Source organism: Companilactobacillus halodurans (assembly GCF_009600985.1).
GTDB lineage: Bacteria > Bacillota > Bacilli > Lactobacillales > Lactobacillaceae > Companilactobacillus > Companilactobacillus halodurans.
This window is the reverse complement of record NZ_VDFP01000069.1, coordinates 1-2,347: the sequence shown is the minus strand read 5'-3', so window position 1 is coordinate 2,347 and position 2,347 is coordinate 1. Positions and strand designations below refer to the sequence as shown.

Here is a 2,347-nt window from a genome sequence, read left to right as displayed (position 1 = left end):
GAGATTACATCCTAAATTTCTTACCCTTGAAAGCGGCAGCAAACTAAAAACAAAAAACTTCTGCTTTAATAACCTCTGAAAATAATGCTATAATTTTCTAAATAATAGGAGGGGCAATATGGATCTTGATACAAAAAATCAGAGCGATTCTTTTCTGAAAAATCTGCTCTTAGGGTTTCAACATTTATTAGCCATGTATTCTGGTGATATCTTAATTCCAATTTTGATTGGAGCATCACTTGGATTCAGTGCTAAAGAAATGACTTACTTAATCTCAGTAGATATTTTTATGTGTGGGGTAGCTACACTCCTACAGATTAAGCGAACACCCCTGACTGGGATAGGTTTGCCAGTTGTTTTAGGATCAGCCGTCGAATATGTAACGCCGTTACAAAATATAGGGCATCATTTTGGGATTGCTTATATGTATGGTGCTATTATCGTAGCGGGTATCTTTATTATGTTAATTTCAAAGATATTTGCTAAATTAAAGCGATTCTTTCCACCAGTTGTTACTGGTTCATTAATTACATTGATTGGCTTTACTTTGATACCAGTCGCATTTCAAAATATCGGTGGTGGCAATGTTGCTGCTAAAGGTTTTGGTAGTCCGACTAATTTAATTTTAGGCTTTGCTACGGCATTAATAATTGTTGTCGTAAGTATTTGGGGCCGTGGATTTATTCAACAGATTGCTGTCTTGATCGGTATCGTCGCTGGATACTTATTAGGTATTGGTATGGGACAAATCGGTTTCAGTAGCGTTAGCTCAGCTCACTGGTTCCAAATTCCTCAACCATTTTACTTTGCGACACCAAAATTTGAATGGTCATCAATTTTGGTTATGTTATTAGCTGCTTTGACTTGTATGATTGAATCAACCGGTGTTTATTATGCATTAGCCGAACTTACTAAACGTGATCTAGATGAGAATGATTTACAAAGAGGTTATGCATCTGAAGGATTGGCTGCCATTTTAGGCGGTATCTTCAATACATTCCCATATTCAACTTTCTCACAAAATGTTGCCGTTGTTCAATTGTCAGGAATTAAGAAAAATAAACCAGTTTATTTCTCAGCGTTTCTTTTGATTATCTTAGGATTGATTCCTAAGGTTGGAGCAATTGCTGAATTGATCCCTAATGCAGTTTTAGGTGGTGCCATGTTGATTATGTTCGGTACTGTCGGAATTGAAGGAATTAAGATGTTATCTAAAGTAGAAATGAATAATAATAATATTATGATTATGGCAGTTTCTATCAGTTTGGGATTAGGTGTGACAGTTCAACCAACTCTCTTGCACTTCTTGCCTTCTACTTTACAAACTATTTTAAATAATGGATTAGTAGTTGGAAGTTTCTCAGCAATCATTTTGAATTTACTATTAAATTCTAATAAAAAGACTGCCTAGAAACTTTCAAACCCTGGTCATATTTTCATCACATTTGGTACGTATACTTATCGATAAATTAGATAAGCATACGTATTTTTTTAGATAAAGGAGTGAAAAATATGACTGACTATAAATATATAAGTGTTGTTATCAATAAGTTTGATCTACCATTTGAAATCAAACTAGCAACACCTGATTCTGAAAGAATTGATCAATTAAAAGTGGATAAAACAGTAGCCGCAATTTCTGAAAATCTTAAGGAGTATGATGATATTTTTTCGTTAGAAAATAATGATTCAACTTTAGCCAGGTTTCAAGATGGAGAAGAAGCCGTTTTGATGCAGTCTAAAGATTTTGAAGAAGTATACGAGCAAACTATCACAGCAGAACAGATGACCCATCACTATTTCAGTTCTTACTTTAATGGCAAATATGATCCGATTGGTTTATTGAATGGTTGGATGATCGACAAGATATTTAATCGTTATCTTTTATCATTATTAAATGATGATGGAATTGATGGAGTTTCGTTAAGATCTGGTGATGATGTCCGTTTAGCTAGTCGTCCTAATATTGACTTCAGATGGCGTATTGCAGTTAAAGATCCCAAGAATTTAGATATCCTTTTAGCAACTTACTTTTTGAAGAATGGAGCTATCTCAACTTCTAATAAAATGCGAAGCTTGCGTAAAGAAAAGAGCGATATAGAGCAGGTGACAGTTGTTAGCAATAATGCATTGGATGCTAATATTTGGTCCTCAGCCGGTATTTCTGCAGGCACCAATAAATTTCCAGAATTCATTTCAAAATACCATTTGACGGGAATGATCGTTGATAAAAATTTAGGTATGGAGAACTTTCGTGACGGATTTTCAGATCGAATAGCAGTAAAAAAATGAGATACATAACATCGTTATGTATCTCATTTTTTTGTCAAAATTTCTAATTTTAGTC

The 2,347-nt window shown here is 34.2% G+C and carries 2 protein-coding genes; both read left to right on the top strand.

What is annotated here, in order from left to right; all coding sequences use genetic code 11:
• Positions 1-118: 118 nt before the first annotated feature.
• Complete coding sequence (locus FHL06_RS12415; protein ID WP_153386887.1) at positions 119-1,411, top strand: nucleobase:cation symporter-2 family protein; 1,293 nt, start codon at positions 119-121, stop codon at positions 1,409-1,411.
• Between the two features lie 101 nt (positions 1,412-1,512).
• Complete coding sequence (locus FHL06_RS12410; RefSeq protein ID WP_153386886.1) at positions 1,513-2,292, top strand: FAD:protein FMN transferase; 780 nt, start codon at positions 1,513-1,515, stop codon at positions 2,290-2,292.
• Positions 2,293-2,347 lie beyond the last annotated feature (55 nt).

What these genes read in the sequence shown, in the direction of transcription:
- FHL06_RS12415 (WP_153386887.1), top strand. Translation starts at nt 119, where the DNA reads ATGGATCTTGATACAAAAAATCAGAGCGATTCTTTTCTGAAAAATCTG.
- FHL06_RS12410 (WP_153386886.1), top strand. Translation starts at nt 1,513, where the DNA reads ATGACTGACTATAAATATATAAGTGTTGTTATCAATAAGTTTGATCTA.